The 19,747-nt window shown below is 40.3% G+C and carries 16 protein-coding genes and 1 other RNA gene; 15 read left to right on the forward strand and 2 right to left on the reverse strand.

Annotation, left to right across the window (positions count from 1 at the left end; translation table 11 throughout):
• Positions 1 to 88: 88 nt before the first annotated feature.
• The 15 genes from NXG61_RS12730 to NXG61_RS12800 all read left to right on the forward strand — a co-directional run bounded on the left by NXG61_RS12730 (position 89) and on the right by NXG61_RS12800 (position 16,816).
• Complete coding sequence (locus tag NXG61_RS12730) at positions 89 to 2,602, forward strand: DUF3656 domain-containing U32 family peptidase (RefSeq protein WP_307222618.1); 2,514 nt, start codon at positions 89 to 91, stop codon at positions 2,600 to 2,602.
• 10 nt (positions 2,603 to 2,612) lie between these two features.
• The gene (locus tag NXG61_RS12735; RefSeq protein ID WP_307222616.1) at positions 2,613 to 4,985 is read left to right on the forward strand and encodes an endonuclease MutS2; all 2,373 of its coding nucleotides are present in this window, start codon (positions 2,613 to 2,615) and stop codon (positions 4,983 to 4,985) included.
• Between the two features lie 137 nt (positions 4,986 to 5,122).
• Positions 5,123 to 7,237 carry a transglycosylase domain-containing protein gene (locus NXG61_RS12740; RefSeq protein ID WP_307222614.1) on the forward strand — a complete coding sequence of 705 codons (2,115 nt, stop codon included), beginning with the start codon at positions 5,123 to 5,125 and terminating at the stop codon, positions 7,235 to 7,237.
• 16 nt (positions 7,238 to 7,253) lie between these two features.
• On the forward strand, positions 7,254 to 8,477 hold the full coding sequence (gene tyrS / locus NXG61_RS12745; RefSeq protein ID WP_196605299.1) for a tyrosine--tRNA ligase: 1,224 nt from the start codon (positions 7,254 to 7,256) through the stop codon (positions 8,475 to 8,477).
• Positions 8,478 to 8,528: 51 nt separating this feature from the next.
• Complete coding sequence (locus NXG61_RS12750; RefSeq protein WP_196605300.1) at positions 8,529 to 9,260, forward strand: YebC/PmpR family DNA-binding transcriptional regulator; 732 nt, start codon at positions 8,529 to 8,531, stop codon at positions 9,258 to 9,260.
• 6 nt (positions 9,261 to 9,266) lie between these two features.
• A complete protein-coding gene (gene ruvC, locus NXG61_RS12755; protein ID WP_196605301.1) occupies positions 9,267 to 9,758 on the forward strand; it encodes a crossover junction endodeoxyribonuclease RuvC in 492 nt (163 codons plus the stop codon).
• A 15-nt stretch (positions 9,759 to 9,773) separates the two neighbouring features.
• Positions 9,774 to 10,376, forward strand: a complete 603-nt coding sequence (ruvA, locus tag NXG61_RS12760; RefSeq protein WP_196605302.1) for a Holliday junction branch migration protein RuvA — start codon at positions 9,774 to 9,776, stop codon at positions 10,374 to 10,376.
• A gap of 73 nt (positions 10,377 to 10,449) precedes the next feature.
• On the forward strand, positions 10,450 to 11,259 hold the full coding sequence (locus NXG61_RS12765) for a TrmH family RNA methyltransferase (protein ID WP_196605303.1): 810 nt from the start codon (positions 10,450 to 10,452) through the stop codon (positions 11,257 to 11,259).
• 42 nt (positions 11,260 to 11,301) lie between these two features.
• Positions 11,302 to 11,654: RNase P RNA component class A (rnpB, locus tag NXG61_RS12770), an RNA gene on the forward strand.
• 142 nt (positions 11,655 to 11,796) lie between these two features.
• A complete protein-coding gene (gene yqeK / locus NXG61_RS12775) occupies positions 11,797 to 12,381 on the forward strand; it encodes a bis(5'-nucleosyl)-tetraphosphatase (symmetrical) YqeK (protein ID WP_196605304.1) in 585 nt (194 codons plus the stop codon).
• A complete protein-coding gene (locus NXG61_RS12780; RefSeq protein ID WP_196605305.1) occupies positions 12,371 to 13,360 on the forward strand; it encodes an LCP family protein in 990 nt (329 codons plus the stop codon). The genes yqeK and NXG61_RS12780 overlap by 11 nt, the downstream gene beginning before the upstream one ends.
• A 57-nt stretch (positions 13,361 to 13,417) precedes the next feature.
• Positions 13,418 to 13,762: a ribosome silencing factor gene (gene rsfS, locus NXG61_RS12785; RefSeq protein WP_196605941.1), complete on the forward strand. Its 345-nt coding sequence runs from the start codon at positions 13,418 to 13,420 to the stop codon at positions 13,760 to 13,762.
• A complete protein-coding gene (locus tag NXG61_RS12790; protein ID WP_196605306.1) occupies positions 13,752 to 14,645 on the forward strand; it encodes a CvfB family protein in 894 nt (297 codons plus the stop codon). Before rsfS ends, NXG61_RS12790 begins: the two co-directional genes overlap by 11 nt.
• A gap of 145 nt (positions 14,646 to 14,790) precedes the next feature.
• Positions 14,791 to 15,741: a chemotaxis protein gene (locus tag NXG61_RS12795; protein ID WP_307222608.1), complete on the forward strand. Its 951-nt coding sequence runs from the start codon at positions 14,791 to 14,793 to the stop codon at positions 15,739 to 15,741.
• 463 nt (positions 15,742 to 16,204) lie between these two features.
• A complete protein-coding gene (locus NXG61_RS12800) occupies positions 16,205 to 16,816 on the forward strand; it encodes a hypothetical protein (RefSeq protein ID WP_196605309.1) in 612 nt (203 codons plus the stop codon).
• Positions 16,817 to 17,223: 407 nt separating this feature from the next.
• On the opposite strand, the gene budA is transcribed toward NXG61_RS12800, so the two are convergent.
• Positions 17,224 to 17,943, reverse strand: coding sequence for an acetolactate decarboxylase (gene budA / locus NXG61_RS12805; protein ID WP_196605310.1), 720 nt, complete (start codon positions 17,941 to 17,943; stop codon positions 17,224 to 17,226).
• 62 nt (positions 17,944 to 18,005) lie between these two features.
• Positions 18,006 to 19,706, reverse strand: coding sequence for an acetolactate synthase AlsS (gene alsS / locus NXG61_RS12810; RefSeq protein ID WP_307222605.1), 1,701 nt, complete (start codon positions 19,704 to 19,706; stop codon positions 18,006 to 18,008).
• Between the last annotated feature and the right edge of the window lie 41 nt (positions 19,707 to 19,747).

Below are 19,747 nucleotides of genomic sequence, written 5' to 3' on the forward strand. Positions count from 1 at the left end.
ATGAGGCGGTATGGATTTCCATGCCGTTTATTTTTGTTTGCGTTTGCCAAGCTGTATTCTTAATATTTATTATTTTGGAGGTATTTTTTTGGTTGAATTACTAGCTCCTGCCGGAACATGGGAATCTTTGAAAGCAGCTGTAGAAAGCGGTGCTGATGCCGTCTATTTATCAGGGAAGACTTTTGGCGCACGTGCTTTTGCTGATAATTTTAATAAGAAAGAGTTACAAAAAGCTGTTGATTTTGCGCATATGCGCAATGTAGCAATACATGTGACAGTAAACACGCTGGTAGATAACAGCGAGCTGTCTGATCTTGCCGATTATCTCGTTTTCCTTTATTCCATTGGTGTTGATGCAATTATTGTTCAGGATCTTGGCGTAGCGAAAATAGCCTGCTCCGTTGCTCCAAAACTGACTCTTCACGCCAGTACCCAGATGAGTGTCAACAATCTTGACAGTGTAAAAATACTGGAAAAGATGAATTTCAGCAGAGTGGTCTTGGCCAGAGAGGTCAGCCTCGAAAATATAAAATTTATATGTCGGCATACGCATATTGAAATAGAAACTTTCATCCACGGCGCTATCTGTGTATGCTATTCAGGACAATGTCTCATGAGCAGTATGATAGGCGGCAGAAGCGGTAACAGAGGCCGCTGCGCACAGCCTTGCAGACTTCCTTATACTCTTGTTGATGAAAAGGGAACGGACCTTTTACAGAACGCGGATGCCGGACAATATCTGCTCAGCCCGCGCGATATGAATACTTTTGATATTATTCCAAAGCTTATTGAAGCCGGCATCTCATCCTTTAAAATAGAGGGACGCATGAAAAAACCGGAATATGTCGCAATAGTAGTGGATGCCTATCGTAAAAAAATAGATTCTTATTATAAGTCTGTTTCTTTTCAAGAAAAAGAGGTAAAAAAAGAACTCAGCCAAATATTTAATCGTGATTTTACAACTGCATATTTATTGGATCGGCCCGGCAGAAAAATGATCAGTGACAGCAAACCCAATAACCGTGGTTTACTCATAGGCCGTGTCCAAAAATACGATAAGCAGACATATATTGCCGACATAAAACTTACCGGAGATTTGAATAAAGGCGACAAAATTGATTTCTGGGTAAAAATCGGCGGACGTGTAAATACTAATGTAACGGAATTAAAAATCAGCGGTAAAAATGTAGAATCTGCACATAATGGCGAAATAGTCAGTATAAAATTACCGGGACATGTTCAAGAACACGATCGTGTGTTTAAAATTCTTGATTCCAAGCTGAACGAAAAAGCAAAGGCTTTTTTCAACAGCAGTGATCCCGTGCGCAAACTGCCGCTTGATATCAAAATCACCGCACATATCGGCGAGGCGGTGAAAATTGATATGACAGACGGCGATGAACTGAATAGCAGTTACACTGCTGATTTTATCGCTGAAAAGGCCTTAAAAAGACCGCTTACTTACGAAACAACCATAAAACAGATGGATCGTCTGGGCAATACTATTTACTACTTACGTAATTTAGATTGCGATATTGATGATTCTGTGATGGTGCCAATGAGTATTTTAAATGACATTCGCCGTCAGGCAGTGAATATTCTTGAACAAAAACGTTTGCAGCGATTTATTCCACAGGAAACAGCCATATCCGATACATGGAAACAATCGCTGCTGCCAGTGAGAAACCGTGAAAAGCATGCGGTAAAATTAGTTGTGGCAGTTGATAATATCAAAAAGCTGAATGCAGCTTTAAAGGGCGGCTGCGACGGGGTGTTATTCGGTGGTGACTCTTATAGTCATCAGAGTATCACTGAGGAAGAATACACAAATGCCGTTTTGCTGTGCAAAAATGCAGATACGCCGATTTATCTCTCCATGCCTCGTATATTGCGGCAGGAACAGTCCGGTGTCGCAGAAATGTTTTTCCGGAATCTTTCTGCTGAAAAGTTTTCCGGAATTTATGTGCACAGTATCGGTCAAATAGAACATATACAAAATTTATGTGCTCAATATGATATAAAACTGCCCATCTGGACAGATTACTCAATGAATATCTTCAACAATGCCGCAATAAAGTTTTTACAGGAACAGAATATATCCGGCTGCATGCTGTCCCCTGAATTGAATATGCAGCAAATAAAAGCTGTGCTAAAATGCTCTTCTTTGCCGCTGGAAGTATTTGTACAAGGCAATATTGAGCTTATGGTTTCCGAGTATTGTTTGCCCGGCAGTTTTCTTGGCAGTCTGGACACAGGAAAATGCAGCGCACCGTGTGCCAGCGGTAAATTTTATATAAAAGATCGAAAAAATGAACACTTTCCCGTTGTCACTGATCAATTTTGCCATATGCATGTGCTTAACGGCAGAGAACTCGTTATGCTGTCACATGTACCTGATTTATGTGAACTGGGTCTGGAGAGATTGCGCATAGACGGCAGATATATGAACAGCACCAAATTACATGAGACCGTAAAGCTTTACAGGGAAGTTATTTCTAAAGGCAAATATCATAAAATATTTCAGAATGATCTCGTTGAAAATATTGAGGGAACTAATTTTACACGTGGTCACTTTTTCCGCGGCATTTTGAGCAACGATTAATGGAGAATATATGGAACAGGCAACTCTGAAAACACTTCAGTACAACAAAATTATTGATAGACTCAGTTCGAAATCCCACACTACACAGGGCAGAGAAATAATAAAAAATCTTCTTCCGTCGGACGACTTTGAAGATGCATGTGGAAATTTGCATTATACAGAAGAAGCCGTTGCCGTATTGCATGAAAGTGAGCCCCCCTTTGGTGGAATAGCTGACATCCGCCCGGCACTGAAAAAGGCATCTATGGGTATTGTCCTGGAAGCGGAGATCTTGGTGGATATATCCGGCACAATGTATGGCATGCGTAATATAAAAAAATTTTTCAAAGAGTGTCCTGTCGAATGCCCGGAACTTAAAAGCTTGGCGGTTTTAATAGAGATTCTTGGTCAGCTTGAAAACGAAATAAATTCTGTTGTTGATGAACATGGCTTTGTGCAGGATACTGCCAGCAACGAACTCTATCGTATCAGAGCTGCCATAAAAACGGCAAAGAACAGAGTAAAATCGACAATCGATAATATTCTTAAAAATACCGATATGCAGAAATTTTTTCAGGAAAATATAGTTACCGTTCGCGACGACAGGTATGTTATACCCATAAAACAGGAATATCGACAATTTTTCCCGGGGATAATCCATGATCAATCGTCAAGCGGTTCAACCCTTTTTATTGAACCCCTGTCTATCGCCGCTTTAAACAACGATATAAAGCAATACACGCTGAACGAAAAAAAAGAAATTGAACGTATTTTGAAAATAATTTCTGTAAAAATTGCCAAAAATGCTGACCTTCTGCAGCAAAATTGCCATTTTATCGCCCAGTTGGATTTTACTTTTGCTAAAGCAAAACTGGCGTTGGAAATGAAAGCCTCGTGCCCTGTTTTAAATGAAAAGCATCAAACAGATCTGCTCAAAGCCCGCCATCCTCTGCTGGAACAGAAATCGATAGTCCCCATTGATATCAAAATAGGTTTTTCTTATAAAACACTGCTGATCACGGGACCAAATACCGGCGGTAAAACCGTCAGCCTAAAGACACTTGGCCTTCTTGCGGCAATGGCACAGTCGGGACTTTTTATACCGGCTGAAGACGGTTCTAAGCTTGCATTTTATCCGCAAATATTTGCCAATATAGGCGATGAACAAAGTATTGAACAAAACCTCAGCACATTCTCAGCACATATAACACACATAATAAATATTTTGGCTAATGCAGGAGCAAACGATCTGGTCTTGCTGGATGAGCTGGGCTCAGGCACTGATCCTGAAGAGGGTGCATCATTGGCCATGGCTGTGTTGGAAAAGTTCATGGAAATGAATGTATCTGTGGTTGCAACGACACATTATAACGAGCTGAAAACATTTGCCTACAGCCATGAAAATATAGAAAATGCCAGTGTCGAATTTGACATAAAGACCTTAAAACCCACATACAGGCTGCTGACTGGTATTCCCGGCGCCAGTAACGCTTTTGCCATAAGCAGCAGGCTTGGCCTTGCCGACTCAATAATCCTGCGGGCTAAACAACTTATCAGGGCTGATCATGCCAATTTTGAAAATGTACTTAACAGACTTGAATCAGAAAAACTCATTTATGAGCAGAAAAATGCTGTTATCCTCGAAAAAGAGCGGCATATATTCAGTTTAGAAAAAAAACTTATAGAACAAAAGGAAGAACTTTCCCGAAAAAAAAATCAGTCTATAAAAAAAGCTCAAAAAGACTGTTTTGCTGTATTGCGTGATACCAGAAGACAGGCCGAAACAATAATTAAAGAACTAAAAGCCCAATTCAATGACTCCGGCATAAAAAAACGTCAGGATACGATACAGGCAGCAAGAGAAAAATTACAGGCAGGGCTTGGAAAATTCAACAGAATTGAGCAGGATATTTCGCCGGTGCAGGGAATAGCTGCTGATCCTCATAAAATAAAACCTGGGGATATTGTATTTTTGAAAAACATCCAAAAACAAGGCACTGTGGGCGAGGTCACTGGCAATGAATTTGTTATTTTACTCGGTGGATTGAAAACCACAGTTAAAGCTAAAAATTGCCTTTTTATTTCTTCCGCTCAAAAAACACCGCAGGAAACCCATCCGGTGGCAAGAAGTAATTTTTCACAAACAGACAAAACAGCCGCAATAAGCCGCCAAATTGATATACGCGGCATGATGGTATCGGATGCGCAGGAAATATTGGACAAATATATTGATGATGCCATCATGGCCGGATTAAAGCAGATCATCATCATTCATGGCAAGGGGACTGGTGCTCTGCGCAAGGGTATACATGAATATTTAAAAAACCACCGCAGTGTTTTTTCCTATTCTTTGGCTGACATAAATGAAGGCGGCAGCGGCGCAACTGTCGTCCAGCTGCAATAACTGCCTCATTCATAAAATACCTTACAGGCAGCTGATTTCCAGAACCTGTAAGTGGTAACATTGTAAAATTTATGGTATTATATCATTTGATATTCAAATTTATTTTATATGTTCATTTTTCACTTAGGAGGGTATGCATGAGCAACCGTACACAAACGCCGGCTCGTCGCTCGGGTAACGGCGGCTGGCAGAAAACAGCATCTATTGCCGTCGTAATTTTGGTTGTCATGGTCATTGGCGTTGGTTGTGGTTTCTTGACTGCAACAATAAATACAAAACCAGACATGCTTCATAATATTGAACCACCAGCTTCATCTCAGATTTATGATATCAATGGTAATTTGATAGAAACAGTACACGCAGTGGAAAATCGCGTTCCTGTGCCTATCGCGAAAATACCGCCTGCCCTGCAGAATGCTTTTATAGCAAACGAGGATGCGCGTTTTTATGATCACTTCGGCATAGATCCTCGCGGCATACTGAGAGCTATCTGGGCAAATCTAACCAATAAAGAAATCGCAGAGGGCGGCAGCACCATCACACAACAGCTGGCAAAGAATGCGTATCTGACACAGGACCGTACATGGACACGAAAAATACAGGAAGTATTTTTAGCACTTCAGCTTGAGCAAAAATATACAAAAAAAGAAATTCTGGAAATGTATCTGAATCAAATTTATTTTGGGCAGGGGGCTTATGGTGCTCAAGCCGCAGCACAAACATATTTCGGCAAAGACGTATCTGAGCTTGATTTATCGGAATGTGCTATGCTTGCAGGAATTCCGCGCAGTCCTAATTACTATTCTCCCCTTAACAATCTGGCTGCTGCCAAGGAACGCAAGACAGTCGTACTTGAACAAATGAAAAAATACGACTATATAACACAGGCTCAACTTGCCCAGGCTGATAAGGAAGAACTAAAGCTCAGCTCCGGAAAAAAACAAACGGAAGAAGATAATACTGCTTCATATTTTATTGATTATGTCACGCAATCCTTGATAGATAAATATGGCGCCGACAAGGTATACAAAGAAGGCTTGCAGATATACACAACCATAGACATGAGTATGCAGCGTGATGCAGAAGCAGCAATGAAAAATCTTCCAAATTCACGTAAAGATCAAAATGGTCTTGAACAGCCGCAGGGTGCTCTTGTTTCAATCGATCCGCACACAGGATATATAAAGGCTATGGTCGGCGGCCGCGGCACCGACAAATTCAACAGAGCGACCATGGCTGTACGCCAGCCCGGCTCGTCTTTTAAGCCGTTTGTTTTTGCCACTGCCTTTGAAAATAACATGACCCCGAATACGCAGGTAGATGACAGTCCTGTGAAAATTGGTTCATGGGAACCGCAGAATGATGACCGGCGTTTCCGTGGCATAGTAAATATAAGGCAGATCGCCACACACTCAATAAATGTGCCTACTGTTAAACTGGCTTATTCCTTAGGAATAGATAATGTATTGGCAACCGCTCAAAATTTGGGAATCTCTACGCTGGTTATGGGCGGCAGCAAAAATGACAGAAACCTGGCTACTGTTCTGGGAGGATTGACAAAGGGCGTCACTCCGTTGGAGATGGCAGCTGCCTACAGCGCTTTCGATAATAAAGGGATATACATCAAACCAACAGCCATAATAAAAATAGTAGACCGCAACGGCAAGACCATCGAACAGCATCGTCCTGAAGAGCATAAAGCAATAAGCGAGCATAGTGCGGATGTTTTGACAAGTGTACTGCAAAATGCAATCACCGAAGGTACGGGTACAAGAGCAAATATCGGCCGTCCGGCCGCCGGTAAGACAGGCACTACCGACAATTCGCAGGATGCATGGTTCATAGGTTATACCCCTGAACTGGTAACTGCTGTCTGGATCGGCTGTGATGACAATGCCAAAATGCCCGGAATGTATGGAGGCACAACCCCTGCATTAATTTGGAAAACATTTATGTCTAAGGCTCTGTCAGGAACAAAAGCAACTGAATTTGCACAAAGCGCTCCTTCTGGCACGGGAACCAGTCAGATCCATACCGACTTGGATAAAGAGAAGGTTTTGCCAAAAGATAAAAATGATGCCAAAAATAGCGCGCAGTCAGCTGATAAAAATAAAGATGACGAGAAGAATAATCCAAAGACAGACAGCAGCGCAAAAACCAGCCCAGGAACCAAACCGACTCCGGCCATGCCTCAGGAGGCACCGGCAGTTCAACCCGGACCGGGTGAACAAAGCGGAAAAGGACAAAACTAATTGAGGAGGACTTTGATTGAACGTATATGACGTACTAAAGGAGCGCGGCTATATTGCTCAGGCTACTCACGAAGAGGAAATAAGAGCACTTTTGGCAAATGAAAAGGTGTCTTTTTATATCGGTTTTGATCCTACCGCCGACAGCCTGCATGTGGGACATTTTTTGGGCATGATGGTAATGGCTCACATGCAGCGTGCAGGACATCGTCCTATCTGCCTGATAGGCGGAGGAACGGGCACTGTCGGTGATCCTTCCGGCAGAACAGATATGCGCCAAATGCTCACGGACGACATTATAGAACACAATTGCAATTGCTTTAAAAAACAACTGCAGCGCTTTATTGAATTTGATGAAGGCAAAGCTCTTATGGTAAATAACGGAGACTGGCTGCGCAAACTCAACTATATAGAGATGCTTCGAGACATAGGTCCACATTTTTCTGTCAATCGCATGCTTGCTGCGGAATGTTATAAACAGCGTCTGGAAAAAGGCCTGACTTTTCTGGAATTCAATTATATGATAATGCAGGCATATGATTTTATGGAACTTAACCGTCGGTACAACTGTAAAATGGAGATGGGCGGTGACGATCAATGGTCTAATATAATTGCCGGCGTGGAACTATTGCGCCGCAAATATGAGACACCTGCATATGGGCTGACCTTCACTTTGCTTACAACAAGTGAAGGCAAAAAAATGGGGAAAACAGCAAAAGGTGCTTTATGGCTTGATCCATCTAAAACTTCTCCTTATGAATTTTATCAATACTGGCGCAATGTAAATGATTCGGATGTAAAAAACTGTCTGTCATTGCTTACATTTCTGCCTATGGAAGAGGTAATCAGGCTGAGCAGTCTGGAAAACGAACAGATAAACGAAGCTAAAAAAGTTTTAGCCTACGAGATTACTAAAATAGTGCATGGTGAAGAAGAAGCAGCTAAAGCACAGGAAGCTGCAAAAGCTCTATTCAGCGGCCAGGGTGTTCTTGATAATGCTCCTTCCTTAAAAATATCTGCAGAAATGCTGGGCAGCAGGCTGCTGGATCTGCTGGTAGAGGCAAAAGTATTTGCTTCTAAAGGAGAGGCAAAACGTATTATTCAGCAAAGCGGCCTTTCCCTAAACAATGAAAAAATAAGTGACATTGACAGATTGCTAACATCAGCTGATTTTTCTGATGGATTCTGCATGTTGAAAAAGGGCAAGAAAAAGCATTACCGGCTGACCCTAAGCAATAATTGATCAACAGCTAACATTTGAAGCATAAATACTAATTTATATGAGGTGTAATAAATGTCAGGACATTCAAAATGGGCAAATATAAAAAGGAAAAAAGGAGCAAATGATGCAATTCGCGGAAAAGTGACCACAAAAATAGGCCGTGAAATAACTGTTGCTGTCCGCATGGGCGGCGGTGACCCGATAGGCAATATGCGTTTAAAACTGGCTCTTTCCAAAGCTAAGGCAAACAATATTCCCAAAGACAATATTCAACGCGCCATCCAAAAAGGATTGGGGGCTGCTGACGGCAGCAACTACGAAGAATTTGTCTATGAAGGTTACGGTCCGGGCGGCAGCGCCGTCATGCTTGATATAATGACAGACAATCGCAACCGGACCGCAGCCGATATCCGCCATCTTTTTTCCAAATTTGGCGGAAATCTCGGGGAAACCGGCTGTGTGGGCTGGATGTTCAAACAAAAAGCCGTTTTTCTGATAGACAAGGAAAGTTATGACGATGAAGAAGCGTTGATGACGATCGCTCTTGATGCCGGTGCCGAGGACTTTAAAGCAGAAGAAGATTCTTTTGAAATAACGGCAGAACCCAATGATTTCGATGCCGTCATGCAAGTACTTGAGGACAATAAAATCGACACCGTCCAGGCTGAAATAACTATGGTGCCTGATACTACAGTTGCGCTTACAGGAAAAGATGCTGACAAAATGCTCGCACTCGTTGATGCTCTTGAAGAACACGATGATGTGCAAAATGTATATGGCAATTATGAAATCGAAGAAGAGTAATCAATTATGCTGGCATTAGGAATAGATCCCGGTACCGCAATATGCGGCTACGGATTCGTTGAACTTACGGGAAGCCATCTCAGGGCGATTGAATACGGTGCTATAACGACAAGCTCAAAAGCCAGGCCGCAGGATCGTCTCCTGAAAATTCACGAGGAACTTACTGCACTACTGGAAAAATACACCCCAGACGTTATGGGAGTTGAACAACTGTTCTTCAATCGTAATGTAACAACAGCCATTCCTGTGGGGCAGGCACGCGGCATCATTCTCTTGGCTGCCGCACAAAACAATATTGATTTGGTTGAACGGACCCCGCTGCAAATAAAACAATCGGTAGTCGGCTATGGTAAAGCCACCAAAGAACAGGTAATATATATGGTCAGGAAAATATTGAACCTGCCCCATCCGCCGCATCCCGATGATGTGGCAGATGCTCTTGCCGTAGCTATTTGCACTACACATTGCATCAATAATATACTATGGCGCAATCGCTGATTCTAGGAGAAAAATATGATAGGCTATCTACATGGCACAATAACTGAACTCTTCCCCGATTCCTGTTTTATAGATGTAAAAGGCGTCGGCTATCATACACTCATATCTTCAACTACACGCTCTCGTCTAAAAAAAGGGCAGGAAGCTATGGTATATACGTATCTTAATGTGCGTGAAGATGCTTTGCAGCTCTACGGCTTTTCATCGCATGCGGAGCATGATATATTCCTGCATTTGATATCAGTTTCAGGTATCGGACCAAAAGCAGCACTAAGCATTTTATCAGTGCTCTCTGCCGATAAAATTGTCTGGGCCGTACAGAACAAACAAATATCTTTATTGACTACTGCTCCTGGAATAGGAAAAAAAACTGCGGAACGGATCATTTTAGAATTAAAAGATAAATTAAGCGATACACTCACAGACGGAGAAACTTTCAATGAAAATATTTCTCCGGAGGAAACTACGTCACAGCCTGATATTTGGACGGATGCAAAGCAAGCTCTGGCTTCTTTTGGCTATACGTCCCAGGAAATTTTCAGCACTTTAAAAAAGGCCGGACATCTCAATTCTGTGGAAGAAATTATAAAATTTGCGCTGAAAGATTTAAGCAGATAAATAAAGTTCTTATTTCAAACGGCTTCCCCGCTGAAATAAGAACTTTATTTATCTGGAGAAAAGGAGTTATCCAATGCCTGTCATCACTAGTACAGATAATATACAAATAAAAAAGGCTGCTGCATTAAAACAAAAAAAATATCGCGAAAAGGAAAAACTTTTTTTAATTGAGGGTATTCGTTTGATAGAAGCTGCTCTTTTATCCGCTCAAATCACAGAATGCTTTTTTACCGCAGAAGCCGCCGCCAATAAAAGATGTGCAACTCTGATAAATATTTTGCGCGATAGGGATTGTCTTTTATATGAAGTCAGCAGCAATGTTTTCTTAAAGCTGGCTGATACAGATTCTCCACAGGGAATTGTTGCGACAGCAGTAAAAAAAGATTTTTTACTGGACGATCTTTCTAAGGAGAATAAAAAGTCTCCTATTTATATCATTCTTGATAAGCTTCAGGATCCTGGAAACGCAGGTACTATTATAAGAACGGCTGAAGCATCAGGGATTGACGGCATTATCGCTATGCAGGGAACAGTTGATATTTATTCTTCCAAGGTCGTAAGAGCAACTATGGGTGCCGCCTTCCATCTGCCTATAGTCCAAAAAATCAATGTAAACGATCTGCGCCGCTTTATCACCGAAAATAATATCTGCTTATTCTCAACAGTCCTGTCGTCTGATGCACACCCTTGTTACTCTGTAAATTACAACAAGCCCGCAGCGATAATTTTGGGCAACGAAGGCGACGGCGTTTCAAATGAACTGCTGGCATTATCACATGAACATATATATATTCCTATGTACGGTAAAAGCGAATCGTTAAATGCATCAAGTGCCGCCGCAATGATAATGTATGAAATAATGCGTCAAAGGCAGTTTAATTGACAGCTATTTTAATCAATGTTATAATGCAAATATATGTTGCTATGAGTATGAAAGATAATCGCGGGTGTTTTTAGGCATCTGAGGAAAGTCCGGGCTCCGCAGGGCAATATGCCGGATAACGTCCGGCGAGGGTAACCTTAGGGAAAGTGCTATAGAAATTTAAACCGCCTGCTTGCAGGTAAGGATGGAAAGGTGCGGTAAGAGCGCACCAGCGTGCGGGTAACTGCACGGCTTTGGTAAACCCCATATGGAGCAAGACCGAATAGGGAAGGGATGAAGCTGCCCGCTGAACCTTCCGGGTTGTGTCGCTTGAACCGGCAGGCAACTGCCGGTCTAGATAAATGATTATCACCGCTTAAGGCGGAACAGAACTCGGCTTACTGATTACTCACAGCTGAAATAAACTGCCGTCAGGCAGTTTATTTTTTATCCGCGGTTTTTTCCGATTGCTTTTGATTTAACTGCAGAATGGTGATTTTATTTACGCGAAATTTTTTCAAAAACGATATTATTATCTGATGAAGGAGCCGCCTGACGTTGAATTTTCTAGATATGCAAGAAAAATTGCAACAAAGTCTCAATAATAAGCACCGCTTTATACATTCACTCGGTGTCAGTGAAACTGCTGTGAAATTAGCCGAAAAATTTGGTGCCTCTCCTCAAAAAGCAAAAACAGCCGGTCTTTTGCATGACTGTGCACGTGAATTTCCCGTCCCCAGCCTTATTGGTGAAGCCAGAAAACGTAATATACCGATTGAATTTATAGATAATTATCAGCCCATTTTACTGCACGCTGCTCTGGGTGCTGCTCTGTCCAGTGAAAAGTACGGTATTGATGATATTGAAATTCTGGATGCAATAAAACTCCATACTACTGGTAAAGAAAAGATGAATCTTTTGGATAAGATTATTTATTTGGCTGATATGATTGAACCCAATCGTCAATATGATGGTATTGATGAGTTCCGCAGGGTCGCGGAAACTGGTGATATCGATACTGTTATGATCGCGGCATTTGACAGATCTATTTCTTTTGTAATAAAAAAGGGTCAGATGGTTCATCCTCAGACTATTCTTGCACGTAATTACCTTCTTGCACAGCATATAAATCATGAAAAATAACAGAAGTACACCTTCCCGCGGACAAAGGAGAAAACTCATACGCAGAAGGCGGCGTCCAAAACTCTTAAGGATATTTGTTTTTTTGCTCATACTCGCGGTTATCTGCTTTTGTATTTTTCGTGTTTTTCAGGCTTCATATAGCGGTGCCGTAAATTTTTATGCATATCTGAATGCTGCCTATTCAGACTATAGAGAAAAACAAGCTGCTGAAAAAGAGACAAAAATAAAAATCCCGGCCCAATTCAAAGATTTTGATACTATTTTATTTATTGGTGTAAACAAATCAAATTATACGGTCAATGCTGATGCCGACGCATTGATTCTGCTCAATGTTAATCAATATGACGGTGCTCTTTCTGCATTGCTTATACCACGCAACACTTTAGTAACCATGGGCAATAGCATTTCATCTGTAAGCTCATTTCAAAATTACGGCTCGGAAAAAACTTTAGAAGCTGTTTCTTCTCTTCTCGATAAAAAAATTGACAAATATGTAATTGTAGATGAAAATGCTTTAGCATCACTGGTTGACACATTTGGTGGTATAGATTTATATGCGGGCAGTGATATGAATTATGATGATCCAGAAGGCGGTGTTTCTATACATTTAAATAAAGGCTACCAGCATTTTGACGGAAATAAGGCACTGCAGTATTTAATGTACCGCAGCGATGATCTTGGAGATTTAGGCAGAGTTGAGCGCCAGGAAGCTTTTATAAGATCATTTTATCAACAGATATTCAATTTTAAAGCTGTTTTTTATGCCCCTGATATTGTTAATATAATAAATAATTCATTGTATACCAATGTCGATTTCTTTACTTTTACAAATTTAAAAAACTACATCAGGATTGCTGGTAAAAACTCACTTACAGTGAAGACCTTACCCGGCAGATTTTCACCGGATGGATCATCTTGGCAGCCAGATGCTGTACTGATACATGATTTACTTCAGGAAATGTTTAATTTTTCAAATTAATAAATTTTAACAACGAAAGGTATGATTTTTATAATTAATCTAAAAGATAAAGAAATGATGACTGCATTTGAAAAAAGCTGCGTAATTGCCAAAGCAGCTGATGATAAAAAAGCTGCTCGCATTTTAACAATGGATATGCGGGAGCTGACAACTTCCACAGATTATTTTATCATTTGTAATGGCAGATCCAATATTCAGGCAAAAGCAATAGCTGATAACATTGAAGAACAGCTTGGTTTGTCCGGTGAACATCTGCTGCATCGTGAAGGCTATAAATCAGGTGAATGGATATTATTGGATTACGGTGATTGCGTAGCACATATTTTTACAGAAGAAAGCCGTGAGTTCTATGGGTTAGAAAGCCTATGGGGCGATGCAGGAATTAAAGAATATGAAGAATAACGATACTGAATCAGTTAATATATTAAAACCAAGTACAGTAGCCACTTTAAAGGCAGTTCGCGAAAACGAAATGGGTGTTTTCCTGGATGCGCAGACAGGTAATACCTCCAATGATATTCTTCTTCATAAAACACAGCAAACATCCTTGGTAAAAGTCGGTGATATGGTTAAAGTTTTTTTATATAAGGATCCAAAGGGCCGTCTCACTGCCAGTATGCGTGTTCCCCATATGAAAGAAGGACAGATTGCCAGGCTGAAAGTAATAAATCTTTCAGAAGACGGGGCTTTTCTTGACGCCGGTGCTGAGAGGGGTATATTTCTGCCGTTTGCGGGCACACGCGGTGCGTTGAAACTTGGGGACTATGTCTGGGCTAAATTATATACAGATAAATCCGGCCGGCTGGCTGTTACCATGAAAGTAGAAGACGAGATGCGCCGTGCATCAAAGCCTGCCGCTGATACGGTTAAAATCGGCGATACAATAGAAGGCTCTGTTTATAATCTTACAGATCAAGGTGCCTTTATTTTTACTACAGAAAGATATATAGCCTTTATTCAGGAGAAAGAAATGCCGGAACATCCTCATGTAGGCGCTAATGTAACTGCCAGAGTCACATATATACGAGAAGACGGTCGTCTCAATGCTTCACTTCGGCCTATTAAAGAGAAAGCTATATATCTTGATGCAGAAACATTGCTTAAAGAAATTGCTGCCCATAACGGCAAAATTCCATATAGTGATAAAACACCGCCAGAAATAATAAAAGACCGTTTTCATATCAGTAAAGCTGCTTTTAAAAGAGCTGTCGGTCATTTATTGAAAACCAGTGCTGTCGTTGAAAAAGACGGGTGGATCATTTTAGTCGACGATCTGAAAGATTGATTATAATTATTTTTTTAGAGGATTTAGTATAGAATTACCGAATTATCAGGTAATGACTCTTTTATCCGGTACCAATCCAAGTCAAATTTTATGAAAACTGTATTATCGGATAATAATCGTATGATTAAAAATCGGAGGTATAAGCATGCAGAAACTAGAAGCGGAAGTATTGGACAGCAGCGACGACAATAAAAAAGGGATTCTTCTGGAAAGCGGCACAAATGAATTTGAAATAGTTGAATTTAATATAGGTGATGTTTATTATGGCATCAATGTGGCTAAAGTCCGTGAAGTTATTACCAGAGTGCCAGTAACAGCAATGCCATCAGCGCATTCTTTTGTTGACGGCCTTTTCACATTGCGCGGCAGAGCTATTCCGCTGGTAAGCCTGGCTCGCGCTATAAATGTGAAGGAATCCGAGGATCCTAAAAACATTATAGTTACCGAAATAAATAATTATAATATAGGGTTTTTGGTGGACAGTGTGTCCCGTATTCACCGAATTTCGTGGAAAAATATGGAACCATCACCAGAAGTCGGCAATGAAGCAATGATTGTCGGTGTTATAAAGATGACTGATAAAATTGTACTGCTTTTGGATTTTGAACGCATTATAGCGGAAATAAACGCGGAAATAAATCATAAACTTTCTACCGTGGAAAAGGCAGACAGTTCGGTAGAAGCTGGCAGAAGAAAGAAGCATGTGGTTATTGCTGAAGATTCAAAAATGCTGCGCGATCTGCTCGTTAACACGCTTCACGAATCTGGTTATGAATTTGTACGTGATTTCAATAATGGTAAATCTACATATGATTATCTCCAAACGTTGAAGAATGCAAATGGTCCTATCACCGATCATGTTAATATGATCATCTCTGATATTGAAATGCCCCAAATGGATGGACATCGTTTATTAAAGCTTATTCGTGAAGATAATGTACTGGGAGATGTTCCTGTTATCCTCTTTTCCTCACTTATAAATGAAGAAATGCGTTTGAAGGGTGAACGCCTTGGTGCCACCGCTCAAATTTCCAAACCAGAAATAGGCGAATTGATAAGCTTGATGGATGATATAGTTTTTAAAGCTAATAAATAAATACATCTATATATTAAATAAAGAACAGGCATACTTTCACTTGTAAAGATGCTTGTTTTTCTATACACTATTTTATCATTAAATCAATATACTGCTGCGCTTGGTAAGCATCAGTCAAATGTAGATTTTTAAATATATATTCAAGATATTTATAAGCATCTATTTTATCTACTTTGCAGGTTCCCATTATGCTGTATAATGTATATTGTTTTTGCTCTTTTTATGCGGCCTTTTGCTTTCGTCTGATTCATTTTATGTACTGCCAGACCTCGATGGAAATGCAAATTAAGTTGATTTTAAATTGCTTACTGCTTTTTGTTAAGTTAATACGAAAAAAATAGTGTATGGATATAAAAGAAATATTTTTCATTTCGACATAATGAATCGGTATGATTCTTATAGATACAATGTAAAGCTTTTATATTTTATGAATAAGACACTAGAATAAAGGATTGTTTTAGTTATGCTTCATTTTAAAATCAAAAATAAAATATTAATCTTCATTATTGTTATTATAGTAATATGTGGGTGTTTTTACAAAGTTTTTAATAATTTTGCTGCTTTAAAAGAAGGTAAGTTGGTTGATATACAAAATAAACCAGAGGGTGTTTCTCGAAATTCCTTTAGTCAAGAAGCAATGTGTAATCCGTATAATTTGACATGGACGGGTATTACACTTATCAACAATACATTTAAAGTGCTCCATAACCCTAAAACATCAATATCAGATATATTTGATGGCAATATTATGAAACTTCCCAATGATGAATACTATGCAGGTGCATATACGTTACGTGATAATTTACAGTGTCCATTATTTTGGATATCGAATAATGATGAACTTTCTTTAGGATTTCAACTAGAAGGATCAGATAAAAACATTCAATCCATTTTTTCTACACTTTTTGAAAATTTAGGCGAGACTACACAAAAAGAAGAAACGGATTCGCAAAAAAAATATTATTGGCTCAATAAAATTTATAGAGGAAAAAAATATTTTATTGAATGTGATATATCTACCAACAATGATAATAGTTTATTATTAGTAGTATTTCATCCTCAAATTTATCATTAAATATAATAAATAAGGCCTCCTACATGCTCATCGACGTTGATTTAGACATATGTACCCACAAAGATGTGAAAAATACTGACCTATTTAAAACCGGTCTGTACGGCGACAGCTGGGTCATTGGCACTGTAAATATTGGAAAGTTCTGAAATTAAACAAAGGCAATAACCACCTTCTGATAGTTAATTTATGGCGGTCCAATTAACCGGAACTATCAACTTTTTTCAAATATCCACCGGAGATTTGAAAGATTATTTGTACAACCAATATGATTAAAAGCTACCACCGGTAGCTTCGAAAAGTGACAAAGAGGATGTGACAAAATGATTTCTCATTTTGTCACATCCTCTTAAAATTGCATATATTCCTTTCAAGCACAAAAAGTTTACAAAATGCGATGCATTTTTATATCAGCCTTCCGTTATTTTGATTTCATTCATGAGATCGTCTCTCGAAAGTTTTGCTTCAAGGAATGACTTCACATCCGGCGTATATAGATTCATGTGTGATTTTTGATCTATAGATATACTTACCGAATCAGTCACATAATCAAACACATGCCCGCCCCTTGACAAAGCATCATCGATAAAATGGAAATGATATCCGGCAACAGCTATCCCCTGTGCGTAGTAGGGTGTCCAAAAACCAACGATTTTTCCTTTTACATTTTCGAATTCTATCGTTTGCTGAGCAGCCACAGCCTGAGTCATCGGAATGTATTTTTCCTGATAGCTGACCGTCCTCGTGCTTACTTTTTTAAAAGTTCCTTCAATGCAAATGGCATAAAAAAGATTTTCACTGGGAACCAGATTCCTTAAAATCTTTTCAAAATCAGCTTTTGTTGTCGGCTGATCAACCAGATGCCTCAACTGAGGCTGAAAATAAGTAACCGTGCAAAAGGGCGTTGTATCCCGATCGGTCATCGGCAGAGCGAGCCCATCACGTAAATGATAAAAATTGCCGTTAAAGCCAATAAGCTCTCCATCCAAATGATCAAAGGTACCTATCCCAAAATTACCGTGCATTGCCAGATGTTCATAATTCAATACACCATCATAAACACCGTCAAGCAGCGCAGTCATTGTTGAAACTTGATATATTTCTCCATATAACCGAGATTTAGCATTCATAGTAACACCTCATTTTTTAATTATATATTAACCGTTCCAACAGATTTCGTTTCACAGCAAAATCAATTCAGCTGATTAGGCAGCATAGTTTTTCCCAATTCAATATTGTCGCTATAATCTATAGGAACATCCACTACCACAGGCCCATCCTGATAAGCCAATGCTTCCTGTATAACGTGCTCCAGATCAGCGGGTTTATTGACACGAAGCCCCTTGGCTCCAAAAGCTTCAGCATACTTTACTATATCAACAGTACCAAAATCAACACCGCTGGTTCTGCCGTATTTCATCATCTGCTGAAATGCCACCATATCATAGGAACCATCTCTCCAAACAAAATGTATGATAGGAAGCTTCAGCCGCACCGCTGTTTCAAGTTCCATAGCAGAAAAAAGAAAGCCGCCGTCGCCTGAGATAGAGATTGTTTTGGCATGATCATTGACAAGTGATGCCGCGATGGCCCACGGTAAAGCTACACCAAGAGTCTGCATGCCATTGCTGAACAGAAGTGTTTTTGGTTCATAAGTACGAAAGTGCCTTGCCATCCAAATATAATGCGAACCCACATCACAGGTAACTGTTGTATTATCAGCTATTGCCCCGCGCAATGCATGGATAAAATGCAAGGGGTGGACAAGACGCTGGCTGCTGTTTTCCGGCATACGGTCATTGCGGGCCAGCTCATCACGCATTTTATTAAGAAAGCTATGCGCTGCTGTCGAGAAATTTATAGGTTCAAGACGTTTTTCCAATTCATTGACAGTTGCCTCAATGTTGCCGATAAGCTCAATATTTGGTTGGTAAAAATTATCTATAGCAGATGATCCTTCATCCAGATGAATAATAACACGGTCCTGATTTTGATTCCAAAATTTAGGATCATATTCCACCGGATCATAGCCAATAGTCAACAATACATCCGCTTTTTCCAGTACCTGATCACCAGGCTGATTACGAAATAATCCGACTCGTCCGAGAAAATTCATTTCCAAATCTCTGGAGATAAGACCTGAAGCTTGAAACGTTTCAACTACCGGTATGCTGCACTTTCTGAGCAAAGAACGAACCGCACGTACAACAGAAAACCGGTTTGCCCTGATACCCGCAAGGATAACAGGCATTTTAGCATATTTTAAAGCTGCGACCGCCTTTTCCATAGCACTGCTGGACGCTGTGCCGAGTTCCAATTTGGCGATATGGCCAAAAGGCCTGGCAGAAGCTGTTTCTGCAAGTACGTCCTGCGGAAAGCTGACCACAGCAGCTCCCTGCTTTGAAGACTCTGCAGCCCGGAAAGCATTCATCATAACTTCCGGCACGGTATTTGCATTTATAACCTCAGCACTGAATTTTGTTATAGGCTTGAATACCGAAACATTATCCAATGCCTGATGCGTTTGTTTTAATTTATCATCACGGCTGACATTGCCCACAAGCGCAACAACCGGATCATTTTCCACATTTGCAGTAACAAGACCTGTTGCCAGATTAGTCGCACCCGGTCCTGAAGTAACCATGCACACTCCCGGTTTACACGTCAGACGCCCAACTGCAGCAGCCATAAAAGCCGCGTTTTGTTCATGGCGGCATACTATAAGTTCAGGTCCGTGATCACGCAATACATCAAATACACGGTCAATTTTCGCTCCGGGTATGCCGAATATATATTTCACACCCTGTTTTTCCAAACTTTCGACAACCAATTCAGCTCCGGTCAGCTGCTGTGCTTTTTTCAGCACTGCCTTTTTCATTTCAAGTTGTTTCATGGACCTATCCTCCCTTTGAACTATATCATAAATTTCATTAA

Source organism: Pectinatus haikarae, from assembly GCF_050916305.1.
Taxonomy (GTDB): Bacteria; Bacillota; Negativicutes; order Selenomonadales; family Selenomonadaceae; genus Pectinatus; species Pectinatus haikarae.